Origin of the sequence: Lysinibacillus sp. FSL K6-1151 (assembly GCF_038630755.1) — a bacterium.
Lineage (GTDB): Bacteria > Bacillota > Bacilli > Bacillales_A > Planococcaceae > Lysinibacillus > Lysinibacillus fusiformis_D.
Map to the genome: position 1 here is coordinate 2,552,799 of NZ_CP152040.1, position 22,236 is coordinate 2,575,034.

Sequence of the window (22,236 nt, forward strand, 5' to 3'; positions counted from 1 at the left end):
CATAAACCTCAGCCGCCTACTGTGCTAAGTAAACTTAAATGTTTGTTCCATTTATCTACAATCTTTGCCCTTTTTGAAAGTAAAAAGCCTTGAGGCAAATCGAGAATATTGTGTACCGTTGCCCATCTCCATTAATAATCATAGCGCATAATAAAAGCCCTCCATGTTTGTGGAAGGCTAAAGAATATCCATACCGCCTGTTACTAATCAATATGTACAAAAGAACATCACTTCTTTTTCAAAAATATTTAAAGGTTAATCTTCTTCCATTTACGAATTTTGGTTCTAAAGTTTGTAAATGGAGCAACTGAATTAATGTGAACCCATTTCCAAACAGGCCAATTAGCTTGTGTTTTTGCCCATCGCCTTTGATCAACTTCAAATAATTCCTTCTCAGATAGAATATTTAACCACTCACATAAATTAGTGACCGCTTCATCAAGCATTGATTGTTGTTCTTTCAAAGAGTACGCTCCATATTGTTCATAAAAAGAATTGTACAATCCACCTAGATTATTCCACTTATAGCCTTCTGCTGGCGTGTGTACTTCTTCTCCCTGTTGTTCTTTTTGCTCCCAGTGAAGCAAAAGATTTATCCATCCAAGTTGATAAGAAAGGTTTTCAGATGGAGTTTTATCCACTTCCTCAATCCGTTTGTTTTTCAAGACTTCTGGTATATCATTAAATTCTGCAATATATTTTTTATACTTGTCGTTAATCGTACTAATCAATTCTTCCTTGTTTGCATACTGCCTCACTTTACTCCCCTCTCTTCCATTTATTAGTTCAGCAAAATTGAATGATTTCCTTCTAAAAAATGAAATTTAAAATAATGCTTACCTATCTGTTTGAGTGGCAGATAATGACAGTACACTCAATTATGTTGTGTTTATTCAATGATAGCCCCACTATATTCACAAAATTAGTGATCATTGGTCTACAATCTATAATTGCTAATTCGCTCTTTAAAGACTTGTAAATCTTCTTTCGTTATTGGAGAGATTGTAATAATTTGAATTAAATAAATTTGCATTAGGTTCATTCGTGACTTCCATAGATATATATTTTATTTCACCATTCTTTTCATAAGCAAAAATTAAATACCTCTCTATGATTGTGCTCGTTTTTTCCTTTGCCTCTCCACCAATTATAGCACCTAATGAACCAAAAAGATTATTCCCTGCTATAGCTTTACCAGCATCACTTACCCAACTTTTTTGAATTTCAACATCTGTTTTTATTAGAATATCAATCACTTTATTTATATTTAATTCAATTGTGGCTTGACTTCTTTCAAACACGATTTTATCTTTGCATCTGTAAACAAATATCTCAGCACCTTCGGCAACTGGTAATCCAGCCATATGTTTTACTTTAATACATAGATCTGCATTGAATAGCTGTTGTCGAGATTTAGAACCAAGTACTTTACTCTCTGCCTCGAACTGTTGTTTCTTTTTCGCAGCTTCTCTTTGTTTACGTGCTTCTATAGCTTCAGCGCTATAGGCTCGTTTATAAAGTTTAATTAGAAATCCCTCAAATAAAACAATAAGTACCAATAAAATGATAGAAACTAGATAGTCAGCACCTTCATATCCTTTGCTATTTAAAAACATGTTAGTTAAGCCGTACAAGAAATAAAATCCAACTAATGTAATAGCTATTAGATGAAGAACTTTTTTCACCAATATCCCTCCTCCTATATAAATATACATATATAATGAATGGGATTCTATTACAATTTTTAAATTGCTACTTTTATCGACTCATGCACCGTATTATCATGGCTAAAGCTTTTCAGTGCCAATAGCTTTTGACTATAAACTTGTGGTATGTGGTGGTGTGAGAATCATAGATATTTTAATAAAGAAACTCATCTTAGGTTCAAACTATTTAATACTAGAATGCTTAGGCCAACCTGGCTAGGCTCTTAGATTTCTTATTAACTTCTAAAATATTTTTTCGATGCAGTCATGTTGCCCATGTTGAATGCCAAAAACTTTAAGAAAGCTTAGTTTATTGATTTGACCCTCCCCTTACAGGATGCTTTATATTTAAAGTAATTTATAAGGAGGTGATTGTTATGCTGACCATTGGTGAATTTTCGAAAATATCTCATCTTACACTGAAAACGCTTCGCTACTACGATGAAATCGGACTTTTAAAGCCTGCTTTTGTTGATGCTAGAAATAACTATCGTTATTACAATGTTCCTCAATTAGAAACTGCTTTATCCATCTCGCGATTGAAAAACTATTTATTTTCTTTAGAAGAAATCAAATTTATTTTAACTAATTGGGATGATACCGAACTTCTTAGTTCTAAATTGAAAACAAAACAAGAAATTCTTACACAACAACTTACATTTTATGCTTCATTGTTAAATGAATTAAAACTTGATATTCATGAGCTTGATAAAAAGGGAAGTATCATGGGCTATTTAAATGAGATTGAGATTAAACTTGTGGATCACTTACCATATGATATCTTATCTCAGCGAAAGACAATAAATACCGATGATTTTCTAAAACACTTTAATGAGTTGTTTAGTAAAATTATGTTCAATAATTTATTACCTAGTGCAAAACCACTTGCTATTTTCCATAGTGCCGAATATGAACCTGATAATTATGATGTAGAAATGGCCATACCACTTACAACCGCCACGAATGAAACAAGATTATTTAATCCTGGTCTTTGTGCAATGGCTACGCTTATTGGTTCTTATGATAAACTACCTTCCATCCATACAAAACTACATGTTTGGATAACCGAACATAACTATAAACTAAATGGTGCACCGTTCGAAGTTTATCAAACAGATCCCTATAGTACACAAGAGGATAATAATATCACAGACGTATTTTTTCCTATTAAATATAAATAACAAAGGAGTGTCTTACTTTGTACGGTATAAATAATTCTACGATAAAAGAAAAAATCTTCATTTTAGTTGCTGAGATTATCTATTTAGTTATTGCATATTATTTACTTTTCAATACATATGGAAAATCTGCCATTTCTCTAGGGCTTTATATTGCTTTAATTATCACAGCTTTGCGATTAACAGCTATGATGTTTATTTGGTTACCTAGAGGTATTGCAATGCAGGAAGCTATCATGAACAGTATAGCCTTTGGGATTTATTATTTGGGCTTTCCCATTTTAATGATTACGAGCAAACAGGATCCAAACATAACAATGCTAATTGTAGGCTGGCTATTATTTTTAGGAGGAAGTATATTAAACACAGTTTCAGAATTACTTAGAAAACCTTTCAAAGACAATCCTGAAAACAAAGGTAAGCTCTATACGGGAGGTTTATTTAAATATGCGATTCATATTAATTACCTCGGAGACTGCCTTTGGGTACTAGGCTTAGCACTAATCTCTAACAATATTTATAGTTTGCTTATCCCTCTTAGTTTATTCTTCGTATTTGTTTTTGGCTATATCCCAAAATCAGATAATTACTTACAAAATAAGTACGGAGAACAATTTACAATATATAAACAAAAAACTAAAAAGCTAATCCCTTTCATTTGGTAAATAAAAAACATCAGGTTCACCTATTATAGGGTGATCTCAGACTGTCGACTTAAGGAATCGAAAAGTTCACCCTCGATTCCTTTTATCTTCTTTCATTATGTTTAAATATGATAATATACCACCCAATAAAACAGACTCTTCAAGCAAAAGAACTCTTTTAAACAACTTGCCTAGCCAATTTCTTTAAATTCATGGCAGCAAAAATAAGCATCGCCTACCTGGACAATTTATTAAGACCTCTTAAGCTTGTCCATCATATTCCACACTTTTCCTTTGCATCCACAAAGACACGCTCAATACTTTCTTTATTGGATGTCATAGGAAAAGGGCGTACATTTCGAACATGTGGTTGAGCGATAAAATAAATGGCTTGATCACAAACTTAGCATTAACTTCTCGTGCTATAAATTTGTAATAAACCTTAATATGAGAACAATAAAGAGCGTGTTTTGAAAATAAAAACTGTCCAAAACACGCTCTTACTATATGTAGAAGTTTGAAGCCCTTGTTGTACTAAAGCACCTATTAGTTGAGCAAGTAATCTATCTATAATCTTTAATGCCATCTTCAAAAGCCTGTCTATCTCCATTCTCAATTCCGTGCAATGCCTCTTGTAAAGCAAATGTACTTTTATAAAATTTAACCCGTTCAAATATTTCATCACCGTTAGGATATAGGTTAATACACATATCCAAAAAATCCTCGCCATAGCTAGAGAGTATTCCAGCAAAGTCATACGCTGGATCTCCTAAACCCGAACCACCAAAGTCTATTATCCCTGAAATCATACTTGTTTCTGGATTCCATAATATGTTAGATGCTCCGAAATCTCCGTGTATAAGTGTTATATCTAAATTAGAGAATGCCTTCTCTTTTAGAAACGTTTCAAAAGATTGTGAAATTTCCTTTTGAGCGTCGCTTCTGATAAAAGGAAATACATTATTTTGAATCTTATCATACAGGCTATACATCTCTTCACGTGGGTTACGAACCTTTAGTTTCAAATCTCGACTTGCTTTTTCCCCTGAAATAGAGTGGAGTTCTACAAGAAAAGAAACAAGTTGTTTGGCCAACCCCTTAACCAATTCAACACTATTAACACCTGTTAAGCTCTCCTTCCACAAAGGAACACCATCTATTAGGTTATAGCCGGTGAAGACTTTACTTGGTTTTAACTCTTCAAAAGACTGATAAATTGGATTCGGAATAGGGGTTGAGATGATACCTTTAATGTATTTTAAAATTTCCGTCTCTTTTCTTAATTGATTGATTCCATTTTTATATTTTGGAAATCTAAAAACCAAAGATTTGTTTACAATGAACACATCATTATTCTGTCCAATTTCATTAGGATAAAAGTCTTCAATGGAAAGGTCAGAATAAAGCGACTGAATGGTTTCAATAAAGTTATTATTCATTTAGTAATCCCCCTTTCGATCACTTTCTATTGTGTTGATCCCCAAATGCTTGTTGAACTAATTACCCGTTTGTTTAAGTACATGAAGCGTTCCTAAATGTAATTACCAATACTCATTGTTTTTATGATTTTTTAAATAAACATATTCTTCATTTTTACTTATCAATCACACAATTCCCACCTATCAATCGATTTTTCATCATAATTTATATGGTTTATTTTACCATGTTTTTAATTTTTACACAAAGCCAATTTAGCATACATACTCAACAACAAGATCACCTCTAAGAAAAACTAACGAGATGATTTTATCAGCTTTATTTCGAAAGCCTTAATTAATTTTTTATATAATACTTATAATTCCTATCAGCATTAATATAATTATATAGAATCACTACCATAGACACAGGATGCTACAAATAACCTATTCTCTAATTTACGATTTAGGAAAAAATACTTTTTAATCCAATCTTTACAAAACAATATATAGAAATATTATAAATGAATGGATATAATTTTTTTAGTAATCCTTTTACTATAAAGAATTACTAAAATTCATTTATTAGACGAGCTAAAATGTCTAATATTAACCACTCTATAAATAGTAGAGATTAATAAAGAGGTGTAGCAATTGGAAAATTACTCAATGAGAATAATACCAAGAATTTTTCTTCGCTATTATGAATTAATAGAAGATGAAATGATTTCTCAAGATGAAAAACAGCTAATTAAATTGGCTTTTACTTTATTAAATAAAAGAATAGAAAAAAATATTAGCCAAGATGAAATGGCTGAGAGAACTGGTCTATCCAAAAGTGTTATTTCGAGAATGGAAACCTTTAGCTCTATTCCATCCTCTTTAACCTTAACTAAATATGCAAGTGAATTAGGTATGGAATTAGTCCTTGTTGATAGAGAGCTTTATAAAATGTGGAATACAAAAAATAAATCGATAATGGAAAAGTGAGTTAATGTTAACCTTTTAAATAGTGAGCACTCCGCAAGTCCCTTACAGAAAGGTTGCAATTTTACTGATTACCATTATTCCTTATAAAATCAATACATCATTAAACATGCCCAGGTACTCATTTAAACTATCCTCAATTGCTAGACACTACCTAAACAATTACGGTACGTTAACTGAATATCTGGGCTTTATAATTTATTCTGATGAACTTAATAAAATTGTGAGCACAGTACCCCACAAGAAAATCACACCATAATAAAGTCTTTGTAATAGACCTGCTGGCAATGGAAAGAAAAACAAAAGAATGATAAAGAAAAGAAGAGTTATAAGAACAATTACATTTAAATAGGTCCACCTCTTACCTTTAGTCAATGATTTTGCATAAATCCACAGTCCAAACAAAACAGTAAACATACCTATTTGTGATAATATGGAATGCCAAAATAAATGAACATCTGCAGGTATAAAACCAGATACAATATTTCCTATAGCAAATATAAGAATAAATACTGTTCCTAATTTATTTATTCCATTTCTTTCTAGATACTGAGAAAGATACAACACTCCAACCGAAAATGTTAAACCGTTTACTATAAACAATACATTCATCCAAAAATGATAAGGTGAACAAATTTCATGAGGTGCAATTGAATATGTATACTTCCCACATGATGTTACTCCTAGATCACTCATAGCTTGTTGCATAAAATTATAGGGTACAAGTGCAGTCATAATAAAAATAGGCTCTATCACAAAATATAAAATGGTCACAACCCAACTTACTATTCCTATTTTTTTAGATATATGTAACAATATTTTTCCTCCTTTCTCTATTTATATATTTGATTTCAAAATAAATTACTTCTTTAAACGATAATGAGTTTTAATCCTGCAAAATCTCCATGTATCATTATTCCAAAAGCAAATCTTTCTATTCATTTCTCATATTTAGCTCCTGCATTTGCTGCTCAATGTTACTGGGTAGATAAAGCATAGACATGTGATTGCTTAATAATAAAATTATATTTTGCTTTATCTCCCTACGCCAATATACTAATTGCTTTGCAAAATAAAAGGACATCCCTCTGTGTAAGGAATGTCTAAGTATTTATCTATACAAATCCAACAGATTTAACAGATATCTTTCTAATTCATTGATTGCAAACAATACTTCCTTATGAAGTCTATCTTCAACTACGCTATTATCAGTAAAAACCTCTAAATATTTATTTACTTCTACAAAGAATTTTTCATATTTCTCTAAAAACTCATCAATTGTTTGATCACCAGGTGTTACAGATAAGTAAATAGTTTTGAATAAATTAAAGTCACTATATGCATTACTTAAAAAATAGATTGCCAGTGTTCTATCGCTATTAATATACAATTTTACAAAAGATAGGTTTTGTTTTATTTTATTCAATGCATTGATAAGATTTGTCGTCTGTTTAAGCATATTTGCCGTATTACTATACATTTCATACTCACCTCCATCATAAGCAGCAAATCGGTACATTTCAATATTTTTCCATAATCCCAGAAACACAGCAACTCTGGGTCGGCCATGTTGTCATTTCTTCGCTGAAAGTTTACCTATGTAGACAATCGTCTGTCTTTCCCTACTATTAAAGTCATGAAAAATATCAAAGGAGGGAAATCTTTTCGCAAACTTTAAAAAATTTAATCCTCAAATATAAAATCAGCTCTAGTGACGATTTTATTTGTGATCTAACTTTATTTTATTAATTGTCTCATGATGATTTCTTCGCCGATTCGTCCTATTAGTCTCTCATTTGTATCTTCAAATCCTACTTTAAAATATAGTTTTTGTGCTGGTATATTATCTTTGTCTACAACTAAAACAATTTCATCGCAATTAGGGAATTCTGCTTTCACAAACTCAACAAGTAAGGTCATTCCTTGTTTTGCGTAACCTTTTCCTTGCTCTGTATGGTTAATTGATAATGCAGTTAATAACATAGCATTCAAATTAGTAGAGTATTTCTTTACTCTTTCATTTGCATTGAGAAGGAAGAAACCCACTGGTGTATTATCACTTAAAATGACAATACGATACTGTCCTTCATTAATTTCTCCAAATTTGCTTGGAAGAGCAGAAAATTGTTTTTGTTCTTCTGTAAGTACAAAAGAGTTCAATTCTTTCATATATTCACTTGAAAAATGCTTTAATTCAACCCTTTTCCATTTTTCCATAAGATCATTCTCCATTCATTTTTCTATACTTTACCACTTAATTAGGTTTTGGTCATTCATTTATTTGAAATTTCCGAAATATAATAACGACGTAAAAATTTTCTTATTTAACAGTGGATTGTTTCGCCTGCTGGATTCTGTGATGGGACACGTCTCAGAATATGATATTGCTTAATTTAGAGAAGGTTCAGTACTGGAGAAATGCGAGTATTGTAACATGTTTAAAGAAAACGGCATTGTACGAGATATGAGTACTAATTCAAGACATCGATTCAACCTGAAAAAAAGACGATTTTCCATTTTTATTTCATTAATTATTTATTTTATTCTTTTGTTAATTGTCCTGAATTCATAAACTTTTAAGAATTTGTGTGTTTCAACTTTAGAAGAAATAGCGAAATTACATAAAAAGGAATTTTTGATTGAAGAGGTGTATTTAGCAGAGGTAAGATAGTTGATAAAAGATAGCTGCTTCACGATTTTAGTTTCGTTTATAAAAAAGACTGCTGACAAACATCAAATTTGAGTTTGTCAGCAGTCTGATACTACTCAATTAAGAGTGGTATGTTTCATTAAAAATTAAAGTTTTACGATGTTAGCAGCTTGTGGTCCGCGTTGACCTTCTTCTACTGTGAATTCAACTTTTTGACCTTCTTCAAGTGATTTGAAACCTTCACCTTGAATAGCTGAGAAGTGAGCGAATACGTCTTGTCCGCCTTCAACTTCGATGAAACCAAAACCTTTTTCTGCGTTAAACCATTTTACTGTACCTTGTGTCATGTAAATGACCTCCATTAATCAAATTAAATAAAATCACATTCATAAAAAAACACATATCACAAAAAGCATCTATCAAAACACGATTACTTTTTGTAATATGTGAATTCATTGCATCTTTTTTTTCGGATGATTCTATTGAATACAATATACCATGTAAAATCACCTTTGTCTAGTCCTAAACTGTTTAAATTTTGGAATATCCATTTTTTCTTGAGGTTAGGCATGAAAAGCAATGTTTTTTCCCCTTATCGGAACTTCACAGTATTATTGCGTTTTATAAACGAAAATCATCAGAAACATTTATTATCCAGCTGCTATCAGTGGAAGCCAGAAACGTTACTGCATCGGCAATATCCTCTATTCGCCCTATTCGATTGCAAATAGAAGATTAACTCCCGCTACAATGCTTTCTGAGCAACAGGCGATCATCAAGCATTCAAATCCGTTATTGCAGGAATAGTAATTTCCTTTACACATGAAACAGGTGATAAATGGATGACACATTGCACAATTGATACAATATCTTGTACAGGAATACGAGTCCCTTCATATAAATGAATTGCTTTCTCTGCCCCTTCTTCATAAGGTACTTCTGCTGCTAGCTCCCCTGGGTTAATACATGTGACAGAAATTTTATCCTTTCTTAAATGTTCACGAAGGGCATTGGTAATGCCACGTAAGCCGAATTTAGATGTAACAAATGAAACTTGTGCATTGTTCGTGTGATCTAAGCCCGCTGTTGAGCCAATTAAAATCACTTTTCCATTTTCCGCTTGTCTTAAATTTGGTAAAAGCGCTTGGATATATGTAATTGTAGAAGTTAAATTTATATTGATTATGTTTGAAATATCTACGACCTCATCCAAATCAAATGTATAGTCATCCTCGAATCCACGCTTTTCCCATACGCCAACATTGTAAATTAATACATCGAAAGGAATGTCTTTTACCTTCTCTTTTAAAGTTGGAATTGATTGCTGATTGGACAAATCAATAGCGAGCCAATGACGATTGACACCATCGTTGAGATTTAAGCTTTTAGGTCGAGAACGTGACACGATCCATACAGAGTCTCCCATGACGGGTAAACCTTTGACAAATGCATCACCCAGTCCTTGACTCGCTCCAAATATAATGAAATTCTTACTCATTCCACCATCTCCTTACCAGTTATTGCTATTCATTATAATAATTACAGAGTTATACAGCAATGAAAGTGGTTTATTGCTATGACAAACGTAATTTGACTTCTGCCTTTTTTGCTCTTATATTAACGACGCCACACTAGGGGATTAAAATCAGCACCCTAAGCCTGTATAGCTGATGCAAAATCTTAAGAAATCTTCATAAATATTCTCAATAATTATTAATAATTTCCATTTACAATAAGGAAAGTCGACAATATTACATCAAGAAAAGCTAAATCATCAGTTAGGAGCGTTTTAAATTGGGCGTAACAGAAATTATCAATAACATTCAATCTTTAATGCTGCCAGTAATGATTATTATTGGTGTTGAGTTTTTACTCATTGCATTCTATTATTTCTTTTATAATAAAAAGGAACCATCCGTTCGGAAACGAAACCACGTAAAAAAACTTATGCTTGGAGCACTCTTCATCGGCTATATTGTTTTTGTTTGTGAGTTAACAATTATTGGCCGAGGCTCTTCTCATTTTCTGCAGATGAATCTCCAACCATTTAGTGGTTATATCGATGCATGGAAAAAATATTCGTTACGAGATCTTCAAAATTGTATTTTTAATATTTTAATGTTTGTACCATTAGGCGTTTTCTTGCCCCTGCTTTTCCCTAAATTTAAACTATTCAAGTGGCTTTTTCTCGTAGTCGTCAGTGCTACATTATCCATTGAAACATATCAAACACTTACAGGAGCGGGAATTTTCGAGCTTGATGACTTAATCAACAACTCAATTGGTGGGATTATCGGATACCAGTTATATAGACTTGTGGCTTCCATTGTTCAGCATAAAAAAGTAAAAATAAAAAGTCTAATTGGCAATCTGGCCATCCCACTCATAATGGGTTTGATTTTTGTTGGGATGATGATTGTCTACAACCAACAAGAGTTTGGTCATCTTGCAATAAATGCCTATACAAAATCGAATATGTCAGGTGTTGATGTCTCCACTTCATTGGACTTAAGTACAGCACCCACAGTTGCCCCCGTGTATAAGAAAATAATGAAGAATGACGAAGTTGAAACCTTGCTGCAAAAAAAACTAGGTTTATCCGTAACGAGTACAACGGAAAATAGAGGGGATCGCGAAATTTTATTGGCAGACAACACAGGTAATCCTTATACATTATTTATCAGTTCACAGGGCAATTGGTCATTAACAGAGAATCTGTATACACCTGACCAAACTACAGCAGCAGGACAAGATTCTGTTAACAAGGCGAAGGCAATAATGGACGAACTTGCTCTCCTCCCTCAAGAGGCAGAGTTTACTGTATGGGAGAATGGTGAATTAGAATGGACACTTCCAGATCGCGCTAATATCAACAAAGATTATTGGCTTGGGGAAGTAAGTCTTGGGCTGAAACCAGATGGCGATGTATATTCCTTATCATCTAATCTACGTAACCATCAATTTATAACGGAAGTAAACATTTTGTCCCCTACAGAAGTGTATGAACGTATTAAGAATGGCGAATTTCCGCAAATAAAATATAATGCACTCGTAACAGACGAAGAACTTACAATAAAAAAAGGCGATCAACTGTCTATAGAATTAATAGAGCTTACGCATATGTATGATACAAAAGGTTTCTATCAGCCTGTTTACAATGTTTCCGGAACATTGAATGGCAAAAGCTGGTTCACCTTGATTCAGGCAAGAAAATAGCTTTTTATATTCTCCAAACATGAGAAAAGCCCAGGCTCGAATATGAGTAACTGGGCTTTAGGTGTTCGTCCAATTACTGAATTAAGTGTCGAATATACTACCTTTAGTAAATAAAAAGGAGGGTAGTTAATGTCTTATAAACATATAAATATGGGCTGTTGTCAAAAAGAAACAAACTCTTTCCCCAAAATTATTGCTATTCCTGGTCCTGTTCCCACACCCAATATTGGTGTCTTAAGTTATGGATCCATAAGAGGTGACACCTTAGAAATTATATCCCCTATTGCGGCACCTATTCCATTTCAGCAAGTGGGCCCTTTATCTAATGTAACAGTAAGTCCATCTGGAAATGAATTAGTAGTGCAAAGCAATGGCGTCTATCAAATTGCGATATCGATAAATGCTCAAACGACAGTAGAACCTGATCCATTACAATCCTATTTTACAGTTAGTATTACCGTCAACGGACAACCCATTTTTCTAGATGGTCTCGCTATTTTTAATGTGTTAAATAGAAGCAGTTCTACCTATGTTGTTCAAGCTTCATTATCCGCAGGCGATCTAGTAGGAGTAAGTGCCTCATCGGCCAATCCAATCGCTAACTACGCGAATCGTTCCTTGTCCATTATTCAATTGAGTTAATTGGAGCGTTCATAATATCTATTGAATTTTTCAAATAGCCATAACTTAACTGGGTTACAACAGCTGCGATACCATAGGAATTTAGCTCTCATATCTACCTTTTTAGAGATGGGAGCTATTTTTAGGGAGGCTTAACTTTTTATACTTTGAGTTTTATGTATACTATGTTTGTAGTGTATAAAAAATTTGTACTAGCTGAGAATCTTTCTGAAAAATGCTGCAAAAAGTTCAGGAAAAACGAATGTTCCTCTGTGATAATGTGTCGTGAAGTTACCGAAAATATCATCTTACACTGTCCATGCATTCCACTGCTTACTTCAGACAGTATTAATAATCAGTTTCATGGAAGAACCAGAGGACATACTAATATATTCTTGCAATGTAAGATAAACTAATGGAGACCCATGTTTTTAATCATATTAATAGAGAATAAATAAGTAAACGATGTGTGTTAATGCGACTTACATTAACACATTCTCTTATATTGTACCACGCTATAAGTTATTTACTCCGTTCGTGAGTATTTCACTCCTCTCCGCGAGTATTTCACCCCTCTTCGCGAGTATTTCACCCCTCTTCGCGAGTATTTCACCCCTCTCCGCGAGTATTTCACTCCTCTTCGCGAGTATTTCACTCCTCTCCGCGAGTATTTCACTCCTCTTCACGAGTATTTCACCCCTCTTCGCGAGTATTTCACTCCTCTTCGCGAGTATTTCACTCCTCTCCGCGAGTATTTCACTTCTCTTCGCGAATATTCATATCCTTCATAGCCTATTCTCTATTCAACATTCATACTTATAAATCTTTATATTTTTGTCAAAACTATTTGATAACTAACCAAATATAAAAGTAGGGACATGATGACAAAAAAACATATCGTATTTCTCCTATTCATTTTAACGTCTGCCTTTTTTATGACCGGTTGTTGGGATGTGACGGAGCCTCAAAGAATGTATTATGTCAATGCCGTTGGGGTAGATTATGAGGATAATCAGTACAAGGTTTATTTACAAATTATTAATTTTGCTGATGTAGCGAAATCCGATCAGCCTAGTGGCAATGTTGCACCTGCTGAAGTAGGCTTTGCTGAAGGTAAAACCGTGGAAGAAGCAATTTATAAATTGTATCGTTCCTCTGACCAGGAGATCTTTTGGGGGCATATGAGGTATTTGCTCTTTACAGAACGAGCCATGGAAAATGAACGAAGTATCCCTGTGATTGATACGTTCATTCGTTTTCGAGAGACTCGTTATCATATTTGGGTCTACAGTACAACGGACCCCATTAAAGATGTCATGCTTATCACACCGATTTTAAGAAATTCTCTGACTTCTTCAAAATTAAGTAATCCTGTCAATACAACGCAACAAGAATCCTTTATTGAGCCTCAAAACTTAAGAAATTTAATTATTGGTTTAAATGAACCGAGCCATGAGGTCAGTATCCCCTACGTGTCCATCATGAAAGATTGGGAAACGATGGATGAAGAAGTTGAAGAAACAACGTTCTCAGGTGTAGGAATTCTCTCAAAGGATGGCTTTAAAGGCTTTATTAAGAATTCTGCAGCAAAAGGCAATCAATGGATGCATAATGAAACTAGTCGCGGAGAGGTCACCTTTAAATTAGAAGGTGGCGAAAGAGATTATCTAACCGCTGATTTAGATAAATTAGATGTCAAAGTGAAGCCTGTCATTAAGAATAACCAAGTGACATTTGATATTACGATTCATTTGCGTGCTACCTTGAATGGATTTAAGGGAAAAATAAACTCTGATGAGGTGAGAGCCAATATTATAAAAGAAGTAAAAAAACAAATATTGACAACCTATGAGGAAGGTTTAAAGTTGGACGTTGATATTTATCGTTTTTCAGAGTATCTCTATCGCTCCAACGTCAAGACGTGGAAAAAGTTAGAGAAAGATGGAAAAATCCCTTTAACAAAGGATTCCATTGGGGACATAACGATCCAAGTAACAAAAATAAACCCGGGTCGTAAAACGTATGAAGAGACCATTGAAGAATAAGACCCCTATAGCTGCCAGCATGATGGAAAGCTGTATAGCCTGCTTTAGAATGATCGGAGGCATCATATTTTCTGACGGATTGATTTGTTGTCTGTATGCTACTACAAATTAAAAATATCAGCTAATATGAATAGTTGACCGCTAAAACAAAAAACCAGGTGCTCATCTTTGAGGAGCATCTGGTTTTATTGTGAAAGTGAATCTTACTAATTTGCTTAGTTTTGATTCGTTATAATACTACGATAAGTTGGAGCACTGAACAAGTTAAAATATTTTCCAATAAACTTTTAAGGGGATTTAATGGTTTTTCGAGAAAATAAATTGCCCTTTCAAATTTTATAGTGTTTATTCTATAAAATACTTTGCAGAGCAAGTAAACAAAAGGACCAGTCACTCTCCATGAGCGCTGGTCCTCTCATATTGTTGAAAAAGATGCTATTTTACTAAAATTCTATTGCTTGTTTTGTTTTTCAACACTATGAAAATCTTCTTGATCACTATACAAATATACAAAAAGGACTAGATCCCTACATCCTCATGTGGGTCCTAGCCTTTTTAGTGAAAGTGAATCTTACTAATTTTGCTTAGCTTTTGATTCAATTAAGAATACGTCTAAATTCCATAAAGGTTTCATTTTTTCGTTAAAAATCGATAATGCTACACAAAAAGACCAGGAAAACACGAAAAATGTGCTCCTGGTCCCTTTGTGAAAAGTGAATGTTACTAGTTTGCTTTAGTTTTTGTATTCTACTAATGAGTTAGACGAGTGATGTTTTAAAAAAGTTACATCTATTTTAAAAAGTTTTTATTCCACCAATTTTACAACAAAATCAAACATGCCCTCCGCACCATCTATCGTAATAATGGACATAGAATACATTCCTTCTGGCATAGTATAGCTTCCTTTTTCCAGTATTGCCGTATGTGCTTTTCCAGCTGCTAATGTCCCTTGAGCCCATAGCTTGCCATCTGAGTCAATCATTTTCCAACTAAATTGTTGTGTGCCTTTATTTTTCACACTGTATTGAATGCCTAGCTTGTCTGGTGAATGGTTACTATAAAAGGTGTCATGAAACTCACCATTTCCAGTTGTTCCATCACATAATTTATAGAAAGCCTATGGTACACTGCTACTTCCTTTTTTTGGGGTTGAACAGCATTTTTCATAATTCTCAATTTTCTCTCTATTTCCCAGGCAATTAACTACTTCAATATAGAGAATCAGTATACTATAGTAGTGTAAAGCTAATTAGCCTTACACCTCCAAGACTTGTTACTAGGGTCACTGTTCATGCAGTGACCCGCTTATGATTGATAAACCCCTAAAGGATTTCCATCTTTTGTTTTTCCCTCCCCTCCTAGAGCATTGACTTTCACATCATGATCCACTAAAAATTGATAGGTCTCTTCAATATTGCGCGACATGTAATTAAAATTACCAACCCAAAATATTTCTCTGGAAAACATCATGGCTGATGTTCCTTTGCTTTTACTAAGCAAGTGACGGTTGGACATTGTTTAGCGATTATCATGACAGCTGCCCCGTCCTATATAGAAGCTTAAAAGCAATATGTCCTCATACCATTTTGCCGATAATTTGGGTTCGAGATAAAAATAGCTTCTACACCTATTACTATTTCCTTCATTGCCATTTCCTCCATTTCCTCGCTTTTATACATACAGGTTCCCTTTCCATACTTTACTTTCCTCCAAAAAGAATCTCGTCGATATCGATTATTTTGCATGGCTTTTGCTTATCCTTAATAGTATCGGAAATGACTTAGCCCTTTTCCTAGAGGAGGTGCCCATCATCAAACACACACTATTTTTCATCCTACTGCTTAGCGTGATTCTCTTGCTAGGTGGCTGTTGGAATAAACGAGAGTTAAACGAATTAGCCATTGTTACGGCTGTTGGGGTCGATAAATCAGACGAGCTTGTTGAAATCTCCGTTCAAATCGTTAACCCTAGTCAAGTAGCCTCGAACAAAGCAACCAGCTTTCAAGTTCCTGTTTTCACCTATCACGCAAAGGGAAAATCCTTATTTGATGCCATTCGAAAATTAACAACGCTAACGCCAAGGAAGCCTTATTATGCACATGCTCAGATCATTATTATTGGAGAGGAAATGGCTAAAGAAGGAATGAATAGCATTTTGGATTTATTTCAAAGAGATGCTGAGGGTCGGAGCGAATTTAACATTATCGTTACCCAAGAATCGACTGCACAAGAAATTTTAAGTGTTTTAACACCGCTAGAGGATGTTCCTGCCAGTAAAATGTTTAAATCCTTAAAGGTTTCAGAAGCTGCATGGGGAACGACAGAATCTGTAATTTTAGATGATTTAGTCCAATCTTTAGGTGGTATTGATCATAGTGCCGTATTACCTTCTATTCAAATACTCGGAGATGCGGATATTGGAAAATCTATTAGCAATATAGAAAAAATTGAGAGCCCTGTACAATTACAATATGGTGGAATGGCCGTTTTTAAAAATTATAAGCTAATTGGCTTTTTAACCGAACAAGAAAGCAGAGATTATAATTTTTTAAACAATCATATAAAAAGCACGTTTGAAAATATTGCCTGCCCTGAGCAAGGAAAAATATCGACAGAAATTATCAATTCTTCAACAAAAGTGACGGGCCATTTTCAAAATGACAGCCCTTCCATTACGATTCAACTTGATATTGACCAAAACATAGCTGAGGTAGGTTGTCATCTGGATTTAACGAAACCTGAAACTATCGATGCATTAAATAAAGAGACGAGTAGACAAATTAAAGAGAGCTTAGAACGCACGCTTCATACGATCCAACAAACCTATCAAGCCGACATTTTAAAATTTAGTGAAGTGCTACACCGAGAGGACTACCATGCATGGAATCGAATAAAAAAAGACTGGCCAACCCTTTATCCCGAGCTAATCGTTCGTATTAAGGTCGATGTTCATACAAAAGGAATCGGGACTGCTACAAAATTAAAACTAAATTAAGCAACCAAAAATGACCAGACTCTTTTTCAGAGTGCTGGTCATTTCCATTAACAGCCGCTTCAAATGTAATGAGTGACGTTTCTTGATTAGGTTGTTTTAAGATACGTGTAATTCGCTGAACATATTATGCCAAAGAAAAATGGGAACATAGAGCTAACTATCATTATCTTGTAAATTTGAATTGAACGTTTAATTCAATATTTCTATTGATTTCATGTTGATGACCATTTAATGTACAAATTAGCACAAATTATCAAAAAATACTTTCGCTGAAACAGTACTATTAAGTCGAGAAAGGATGATGGTATGGATTATTTTGAAAGAATACAAAACGCCATAGAGTTTATTGAGGACAATCTACAGGAAAAGTTAACGATCACAGCTATTTCTTCCCAATCTTACTTTTCTGCATTTCATTTCCAACGACTTTTTCAAGCTATTACAGGATTTTCGGTACAGCAGTATATTCGCAACAGAAGGCTTTCTGAAGCGGCCTCTCTATTAGTAACTACTCCCAAGAACATACTGGAAATTGCGATCAACTTTCAATATGGTTCTCAAGAGGCGTTTACACGAGCATTCGTTCAATATTTTGGCGTCACACCTGCTAAGTACCGAAAAGGAGCCAACTCCATACCACTTCTAACCAAAATGAACTTTTTGGATTATAAACTGGAAGGAGAACTCCCTATGCAGCGACCAGAAATACTTCAATTACCTAAAAAATGTATCACTGGCTATGAATACAAAACGTCCTTACAAAACGATCAGTATTATGCAGACATCCCAAGCTTTTATTTAGATTTTGGCCAACAGCAGTATTATGAGCGAATCTCACATAAGGTAGCCCCTAATATGGCATATGGCATTTCTACAGGTTTTCAAGAGGATGGTCAATTTTCCTTTATTGTAGGAGAGGAAGTTCATTGCTTTGAGGAGCAATTAGAGAAAGGCTTCGTTCACCTTGAAATTCCTGCTGGTAAATATGCGGAATTCACATTGAATAGCACTGCGGAAGGAATTCAAAATACAAGACGTTACATTTACGGAGTATGGCTACCAAACTCTAATTATGAGCGAGATGCAGGCCCTGATTTTGAAATAACCGATGTCATGCAATCTATCTATCCACATGATATGAAGATGACAATATACATTCCCATTAAAGAATAAAAAGGAGCAACATCAATGATTATTGAAAAAGTATTTAAACAATTCCCAATCTTACATTCAACAACTTTGGAATTAAAAAAAATAGAAGAATCCCATTTACAAGAATTATTTGCCATTTATGATAATGACAAAGTATTTGAGTACTGCGGAATCATCCCAAAACACAACTTACAAACTGTTCAAAAAATGATTGCTCATTTTGAACGAGATTATTCGAAGAAAAGCAGAATTAAATGGGGTATTTTCGAAAAATCACAAAGTGAAAAACTAGTAGGTATTATCGAAGCAATGGACTTTAATCAAAAAGTAGATATGGTAACAATTGGTTACTATTTAGCTGAGACATCTTGGGGCAAAGGCATCGCTACAGAGGCAGTCGAAATCATTGTGAAATTTTTATTAGAGGATGTAAATGTTAATCGAATTCAAGCTGAGGTCATGCCGTTAAATGAGCCTTCGAAAAAAGTCCTGCTAAAAAATGGCTTTTTAAAAGAGGGTCTATTGAGACAAGCTTCATTATGGTCTGGTAAAGGAGTTGTCGATTTAGAAATATATAGTTTATTGCAAGGCGATTGCAAACATGATCTGCAAAGCTAGACTCTACTTGTGAGTCTAGTCTTTTCTTTTATTCTACAAACAATTGGACATTTTACCATCTCCCAAATGCTCTTTGACATAGATTAGAAATAGGTGCCTCGTGCTAGCAAGACATTCAAACCATAAAGGAGCGTTTAAGGAATGGATGAAAACAGATCTTTAAAACGAATGAATTGGGAGTTTAATAATTATCATAAGTTTGCTAAATGCTATTGTGCCTCAAAGAATTTTTGCTCAGGTTACTATTCTGACATCGATCATCATGTGGATGAGGAAGAGTCATATACAATCAAATACTATAATAGCCCCCAATATGAAAAAACATATAAGAAGAAGGAGCAAGCCAAAAAGCAGTGTGACAGTTGTATTTGCCATCATTTAGAATATTTTAAACCTGGAACTTTAGTCGATGTATACCTCTCGAACGGCTGTCAATTTTTAAGTATTTACTTTATCTATCTTGATTCGCAAAGTTGCTGTGGGTATTTCCTTCAAATAGATGATCAAGCCGTTCCTGTGATGATTGACTGTCGACAAATTGATGCGATACGCAAAGCTTGTTCTGCAAGCTAATACTTTGGCTCTTCCCTTTTGGGAGTAGCCTTTTTTATGGTTAAAGAAAGGAAAAAGGCTGGTTATTTGCTATAAAAGCATCACCAGCCAAAAATAACTATCCTTCGTTTATCCATGCAATTAATTGTTCATCAAAATATTCAGGTTCTTCCAGCATAGGATTATGACCACTTTTTTCAAAAATAACTTTCTTTACATGAGGAGTACACTCCATTGCATCCCATAATGATACAGGCGCAACTAAATAATCATACCTACCTAGACCGACAAAAATCGGCATGTTTAAGTGATGTATTTGCTGTAAAAGGTTCTGCTCAGCAAAAGCTACACCCCAAAGATAATCAATGATTTCCATATTCGGATACACGCCATCCCATGTAGAGGTAGCGTTGAATGTGTAATCATAAAAGCTATGTGCACCCATCCGAATACACATATGAACAAAACGTCGTTCAGGTTCTCTCTTTAGATCCTGTTCCAATAAAGCAATATCCTGCTGAAATTGATGTTTACGCTTCGCACTTGCATATGCCTCAAAATAAGACAAACTTTGTTGCTGTCTCTTTTGGCTGTTCGTTGTTGCTGTATTTAATAGGATCATTTTTTGAACATGCTGAGGGTAGGCTTTGGCATACGCCACCGCCATAAATGCATGCCCCGAATGCCCTGCAATAATTAAGTCATCTAGCTTTAGGATTTGTCTTGCATGCTCTATATCCTCCACTATTTTATCCAATGTATAATCAGCTTGTTTAAATGCACGAGTTGGCTTGCCAAATCCTCGATGATCTAAAAAAATAAGCTGAAAATGTTGGGAAAAGTTTTCAGAGAACAAACGCGGATAATAAACACTGCTACCCACCACCAAAATCGGCTGACCTTGCCCTTTTATACAATAATTTAATTCAAATCCATCACAAATTATTTTTTGATAAGTCATCATCTTAATCCTCTTTTCTTGTTTTGTTTAATCACTTCCTTTCCTCTTGATGTTCCCGTGTTTTTTCCATTGAACGCTCTAGCATTCTATCACCTCATGAATGTTACTATGACATAAACAATACCATTCCTACAGGTTTCTAGCAATTCGAGATCATGTATAATAAACAAAAGGATCAGCATTCCTTAGTAGGCACTCCAGCTAGCCAAGAAGATCAGCAGCAACCTCATGTACAATTTCATGCTGATTATGTAACATTCATTGAAATATTTGGGGGTGCCTATGCTGGAATAGCAGTTCATGCTTTTTCTAATGGCTCTAGTATTGGAAACGAAACCGTTGTCGATTTAACTAACCCTGGATTTTCGTCACCAATACAAAGATGTTCTATCTCCAAACATTCTAGACACTAGCTATGTCTTTTCAATGGATGGTGAGGGCAATCCCATTTTTATCGATTCATCAGGTAAGGTTTTCATTTGTTATCATGATTCGGGAGAAATGAGGCTATTAGTAGATTCATTCGAATTGTTGATTGAAGATTATTTTCGCGAATGGTAATTTATTATAAAATATAACGAGAGGGTTAATAATATGGATAAACAAATAGCACATCTTATCACATTGAGAAAAAACGGACAGCTTGAGGAAGCAAATCAATTGATGGTGGGACTAGTCAAGGAACATCCTGAAAATGCTTACTATCAATTTCAATGTGCCTGGACCTTTGATTCTTTAGGAAAAGAAAAGGAGGCAGTCCCCCATTATGAAAAAGCGATTAAATTAGGACTGGAACCAGATGTTTTAATAGATGCTTATCTTGGTTTAGGTAGCACTTATCGGACATTAGGGCAATATGAGCAAGCCGAACAAATCTTTATACAAGCCATTCACGAATTCCCTGAAGCCGAGCATGTCAAGGTCTTCTATGCCATGACACTTTACAATCTTGGCAACCATGTAAAATCGATGGAGACATTACTTCAGACATTATTACGTACAACCAATCATCAGGGCATTCAAGATTATAAAAAAGCTATTCACTATTACAGCGATAAACTTGATCAAATATGGTCGTAAAAAAACAGGCTCCTATTTAGGGCCTGTTTTAGCATTATTTTGCGACATTCATATTTTTTATTTTTGAAAAAAGGGCCATAAATAAGAATGTCAGTATGCCACTAAAGAAAAATAGATAGCTTAATGGAATGAAAAAGAAATTCTTCTCCACGATCGTTCCATCCGCTAATATTTCATCACCAATAATCCCCTTTATAAATAAACATAAAACCCCAAGTACCATTGGAATTGTAGCTAGTAAATATTTTTTCATTGTTGCTTCCTCCATCTATTTGTTTAAATTTGTATTTGATCAATTATCAAACACCTATTCACTATTGTTATAATAGCTTTATACACATTCTAAGTCAACAATTATTTATCGATAAACAATAAAATATTGTTGTTTTATATAAAATCCTTTTTTTCGCAAAAAG

24 protein-coding genes and 1 pseudogene are annotated in these 22,236 nt (G+C 34.1%); 11 read left to right on the top strand and 14 right to left on the bottom strand.

What is annotated here, in order from left to right; genetic code table 11:
* Positions 1-248: 248 nt before the first annotated feature.
* Both MHI04_RS12380 and MHI04_RS12385 read right to left on the bottom strand, forming a co-directional pair.
* On the bottom strand, positions 249-758 hold the full coding sequence (locus MHI04_RS12380; protein ID WP_036117070.1) for a ClbS/DfsB family four-helix bundle protein: 510 nt from the start codon (positions 756-758) through the stop codon (positions 249-251).
* A gap of 207 nt (positions 759-965) precedes the next feature.
* The gene (locus MHI04_RS12385; protein WP_342534877.1) at positions 966-1,685 is read right to left on the bottom strand and encodes a hypothetical protein; all 720 of its coding nucleotides are present in this window, start codon (positions 1,683-1,685) and stop codon (positions 966-968) included.
* A gap of 398 nt (positions 1,686-2,083) precedes the next feature.
* On the opposite strand from MHI04_RS12385, the gene MHI04_RS12390 reads away from it, so the two are divergent.
* Together MHI04_RS12390 and MHI04_RS12395 are read left to right on the top strand one after the other, a co-directional pair.
* Positions 2,084-2,887 (top strand): MerR family transcriptional regulator, encoded by an 804-nt coding sequence (locus tag MHI04_RS12390; RefSeq protein WP_036117073.1) that lies wholly within the window; start codon positions 2,084-2,086, stop codon positions 2,885-2,887.
* 17 nt (positions 2,888-2,904) lie between these two features.
* Positions 2,905-3,549 (top strand): DUF1295 domain-containing protein, encoded by a 645-nt coding sequence (locus MHI04_RS12395; RefSeq protein ID WP_058843659.1) that lies wholly within the window; start codon positions 2,905-2,907, stop codon positions 3,547-3,549.
* Between the two features lie 542 nt (positions 3,550-4,091).
* Here MHI04_RS12395 and MHI04_RS12400 read toward each other — a convergent pair.
* Positions 4,092-4,967: an aminoglycoside phosphotransferase family protein gene (locus tag MHI04_RS12400; RefSeq protein ID WP_342534878.1), complete on the bottom strand. Its 876-nt coding sequence runs from the start codon at positions 4,965-4,967 to the stop codon at positions 4,092-4,094.
* 630 nt (positions 4,968-5,597) lie between these two features.
* Between MHI04_RS12400 and MHI04_RS12405 the strand changes: the two genes are divergently transcribed.
* On the top strand, positions 5,598-5,933 hold the full coding sequence (locus tag MHI04_RS12405) for a helix-turn-helix transcriptional regulator (RefSeq protein ID WP_036117079.1): 336 nt from the start codon (positions 5,598-5,600) through the stop codon (positions 5,931-5,933).
* A 195-nt stretch (positions 5,934-6,128) separates the two neighbouring features.
* Here MHI04_RS12405 and MHI04_RS12410 read toward each other — a convergent pair whose 3' ends face one another.
* From MHI04_RS12410 to MHI04_RS12435, 6 genes and pseudogenes are all read right to left on the bottom strand, one after another.
* On the bottom strand, positions 6,129-6,749 hold the full coding sequence (locus tag MHI04_RS12410; RefSeq protein ID WP_058843657.1) for a DUF998 domain-containing protein: 621 nt from the start codon (positions 6,747-6,749) through the stop codon (positions 6,129-6,131).
* A 292-nt stretch (positions 6,750-7,041) separates the two neighbouring features.
* Entirely contained in the window at positions 7,042-7,410 is a 369-nt protein-coding gene (locus MHI04_RS12415; RefSeq protein WP_036117082.1) for a hypothetical protein, read from the bottom strand.
* Positions 7,411-7,667: 257 nt separating this feature from the next.
* The gene (locus MHI04_RS12420) at positions 7,668-8,147 is read right to left on the bottom strand and encodes a GNAT family N-acetyltransferase (protein ID WP_101966722.1); all 480 of its coding nucleotides are present in this window, start codon (positions 8,145-8,147) and stop codon (positions 7,668-7,670) included.
* Between the two features lie 579 nt (positions 8,148-8,726).
* Positions 8,727-8,927, bottom strand: a complete 201-nt coding sequence (locus tag MHI04_RS12425) for a cold-shock protein (RefSeq protein WP_004225195.1) — start codon at positions 8,925-8,927, stop codon at positions 8,727-8,729.
* A gap of 274 nt (positions 8,928-9,201) precedes the next feature.
* Positions 9,202-9,315, bottom strand: a pseudogene (locus MHI04_RS12430) (short-chain dehydrogenase); the annotation flags it as partial.
* Between the two features lie 40 nt (positions 9,316-9,355).
* Positions 9,356-10,078 carry an SDR family NAD(P)-dependent oxidoreductase gene (locus tag MHI04_RS12435; protein WP_101966723.1) on the bottom strand — a complete coding sequence of 241 codons (723 nt, stop codon included), beginning with the start codon at positions 10,076-10,078 and terminating at the stop codon, positions 9,356-9,358.
* A gap of 296 nt (positions 10,079-10,374) precedes the next feature.
* Here MHI04_RS12435 and MHI04_RS12440 point away from each other — a divergent pair, with 296 nt between their 5' ends.
* On the top strand, positions 10,375-11,796 hold the full coding sequence (locus MHI04_RS12440) for a VanZ family protein (RefSeq protein WP_101966724.1): 1,422 nt from the start codon (positions 10,375-10,377) through the stop codon (positions 11,794-11,796).
* Positions 11,797-11,925: 129 nt separating this feature from the next.
* On the top strand, positions 11,926-12,438 hold the full coding sequence (locus MHI04_RS12445) for a hypothetical protein (protein WP_101966725.1): 513 nt from the start codon (positions 11,926-11,928) through the stop codon (positions 12,436-12,438).
* 494 nt (positions 12,439-12,932) lie between these two features.
* Here MHI04_RS12445 and MHI04_RS12450 read toward each other — a convergent pair whose 3' ends face one another.
* A complete protein-coding gene (locus MHI04_RS12450) occupies positions 12,933-13,103 on the bottom strand; it encodes a hypothetical protein (RefSeq protein WP_342534879.1) in 171 nt (56 codons plus the stop codon).
* 195 nt (positions 13,104-13,298) lie between these two features.
* On the opposite strand from MHI04_RS12450, the gene MHI04_RS12455 reads away from it, so the two are divergent.
* Entirely contained in the window at positions 13,299-14,462 is a 1,164-nt protein-coding gene (locus MHI04_RS12455) for a Ger(x)C family spore germination protein (RefSeq protein WP_036117094.1), read from the top strand.
* Between the two features lie 805 nt (positions 14,463-15,267).
* On the opposite strand, the gene MHI04_RS12460 is transcribed toward MHI04_RS12455, so the two are convergent.
* Together MHI04_RS12460 and MHI04_RS12465 are read right to left on the bottom strand one after the other, a co-directional pair.
* Complete coding sequence (locus tag MHI04_RS12460) at positions 15,268-15,480, bottom strand: hypothetical protein (protein ID WP_089932695.1); 213 nt, start codon at positions 15,478-15,480, stop codon at positions 15,268-15,270.
* Between the two features lie 287 nt (positions 15,481-15,767).
* Positions 15,768-15,932: a hypothetical protein gene (locus tag MHI04_RS12465; protein WP_244504829.1), complete on the bottom strand. Its 165-nt coding sequence runs from the start codon at positions 15,930-15,932 to the stop codon at positions 15,768-15,770.
* 331 nt (positions 15,933-16,263) lie between these two features.
* On the opposite strand from MHI04_RS12465, the gene MHI04_RS12470 reads away from it, so the two are divergent.
* The 4 genes from MHI04_RS12470 (at position 16,264) to MHI04_RS12485 (ending at position 19,800) form a co-directional block, all read left to right on the top strand.
* Positions 16,264-17,457 carry a Ger(x)C family spore germination protein gene (locus MHI04_RS12470; protein ID WP_089932925.1) on the top strand — a complete coding sequence of 398 codons (1,194 nt, stop codon included), beginning with the start codon at positions 16,264-16,266 and terminating at the stop codon, positions 17,455-17,457.
* Between the two features lie 306 nt (positions 17,458-17,763).
* Positions 17,764-18,630 carry an AraC family transcriptional regulator gene (locus MHI04_RS12475; protein ID WP_089932693.1) on the top strand — a complete coding sequence of 289 codons (867 nt, stop codon included), beginning with the start codon at positions 17,764-17,766 and terminating at the stop codon, positions 18,628-18,630.
* A gap of 15 nt (positions 18,631-18,645) precedes the next feature.
* Positions 18,646-19,227: a GNAT family protein gene (locus MHI04_RS12480; RefSeq protein WP_036117099.1), complete on the top strand. Its 582-nt coding sequence runs from the start codon at positions 18,646-18,648 to the stop codon at positions 19,225-19,227.
* A gap of 141 nt (positions 19,228-19,368) precedes the next feature.
* Complete coding sequence (locus tag MHI04_RS12485) at positions 19,369-19,800, top strand: hypothetical protein (protein ID WP_340834420.1); 432 nt, start codon at positions 19,369-19,371, stop codon at positions 19,798-19,800.
* 97 nt (positions 19,801-19,897) lie between these two features.
* Here MHI04_RS12485 and MHI04_RS12490 read toward each other — a convergent pair whose 3' ends face one another.
* Positions 19,898-20,743 (bottom strand): alpha/beta hydrolase, encoded by an 846-nt coding sequence (locus MHI04_RS12490; protein ID WP_036117103.1) that lies wholly within the window; start codon positions 20,741-20,743, stop codon positions 19,898-19,900.
* Between the two features lie 591 nt (positions 20,744-21,334).
* Between MHI04_RS12490 and MHI04_RS12495 the strand changes: the two genes are divergently transcribed.
* Positions 21,335-21,820: a tetratricopeptide repeat protein gene (locus MHI04_RS12495; RefSeq protein WP_058843653.1), complete on the top strand. Its 486-nt coding sequence runs from the start codon at positions 21,335-21,337 to the stop codon at positions 21,818-21,820.
* 34 nt (positions 21,821-21,854) lie between these two features.
* On the opposite strand, the gene MHI04_RS12500 is transcribed toward MHI04_RS12495, so the two are convergent.
* A complete protein-coding gene (locus MHI04_RS12500) occupies positions 21,855-22,073 on the bottom strand; it encodes a DUF3955 domain-containing protein (protein WP_036117114.1) in 219 nt (72 codons plus the stop codon).
* Positions 22,074-22,236: the final 163 nt, after the last annotated feature.

Coding starts and splice junctions, on each gene's coding strand:
- MHI04_RS12390 (WP_036117073.1), top strand. CDS start 2,084: ATGCTGACCATTGGTGAATTTTCGAAAATATCTCATCTTACACTGAAA.
- MHI04_RS12400 (WP_342534878.1), bottom strand. CDS start 4,967: ATGAATAATAACTTTATTGAAACCATTCAGTCGCTTTATTCTGACCTT.
- MHI04_RS12415 (WP_036117082.1), bottom strand. CDS start 7,410: ATGTATAGTAATACGGCAAATATGCTTAAACAGACGACAAATCTTATC.
- MHI04_RS12420 (WP_101966722.1), bottom strand. CDS start 8,147: ATGGAAAAATGGAAAAGGGTTGAATTAAAGCATTTTTCAAGTGAATAT.
- MHI04_RS12425 (WP_004225195.1), bottom strand. CDS start 8,927: ATGACACAAGGTACAGTAAAATGGTTTAACGCAGAAAAAGGTTTTGGT.
- MHI04_RS12435 (WP_101966723.1), bottom strand. CDS start 10,078: ATGAGTAAGAATTTCATTATATTTGGAGCGAGTCAAGGACTGGGTGAT.
- MHI04_RS12445 (WP_101966725.1), top strand. CDS start 11,926: ATGTCTTATAAACATATAAATATGGGCTGTTGTCAAAAAGAAACAAAC.
- MHI04_RS12455 (WP_036117094.1), top strand. CDS start 13,299: ATGACAAAAAAACATATCGTATTTCTCCTATTCATTTTAACGTCTGCC.
- MHI04_RS12465 (WP_244504829.1), bottom strand. CDS start 15,932: ATGATGTTTTCCAGAGAAATATTTTGGGTTGGTAATTTTAATTACATG.
- MHI04_RS12475 (WP_089932693.1), top strand. CDS start 17,764: ATGGATTATTTTGAAAGAATACAAAACGCCATAGAGTTTATTGAGGAC.
- MHI04_RS12480 (WP_036117099.1), top strand. CDS start 18,646: ATGATTATTGAAAAAGTATTTAAACAATTCCCAATCTTACATTCAACA.
- MHI04_RS12485 (WP_340834420.1), top strand. CDS start 19,369: ATGGATGAAAACAGATCTTTAAAACGAATGAATTGGGAGTTTAATAAT.
- MHI04_RS12490 (WP_036117103.1), bottom strand. CDS start 20,743: ATGATGACTTATCAAAAAATAATTTGTGATGGATTTGAATTAAATTAT.
- MHI04_RS12495 (WP_058843653.1), top strand. CDS start 21,335: ATGGATAAACAAATAGCACATCTTATCACATTGAGAAAAAACGGACAG.
- MHI04_RS12500 (WP_036117114.1), bottom strand. CDS start 22,073: ATGAAAAAATATTTACTAGCTACAATTCCAATGGTACTTGGGGTTTTA.